This is a genomic window from Nostoc sp., from assembly GCF_036919895.1.
Lineage (GTDB): Bacteria > Cyanobacteriota > Cyanobacteriia > Cyanobacteriales > Nostocaceae > Nostoc.
The window spans coordinates 1-271 of record NZ_JBALBW010000042.1; the positions used below are offsets into that span (position 1 = coordinate 1).

Genomic DNA, 271 nt, shown 5'->3' on the forward strand with positions numbered 1-271 from the left:
TGGCTCGTGCCAATGCCAAGCTCAAGCTTTGTTTTATCAGATTGATGCTCAAAAGACTAGCTGCTACCTAAAAAAGATATCAAATGGGTTCTATACAATTCTTGCTGGACCATCTTCAGATCCCACGCAGTTTAATTTTGCTACGGGAAAGGTTGGTAGTATCGATGATTACTCTTCCCTAGAAATTAATGCCGCAGTAGCGATCGATCCAACTAAGCCCGGTACTCTCCCAACTAGCACGGGTGCTTTAGTCGATCAGTCAACAGGAACT

At 43.9% G+C, this 271-nt stretch carries 1 protein-coding gene; it reads left to right on the forward strand.

What is annotated here, in order from left to right; genetic code table 11:
• The coding region (locus V7K55_RS07825; RefSeq protein WP_334829868.1) for a hypothetical protein at positions 1 to 271 on the forward strand (271 nt) is incomplete at both ends.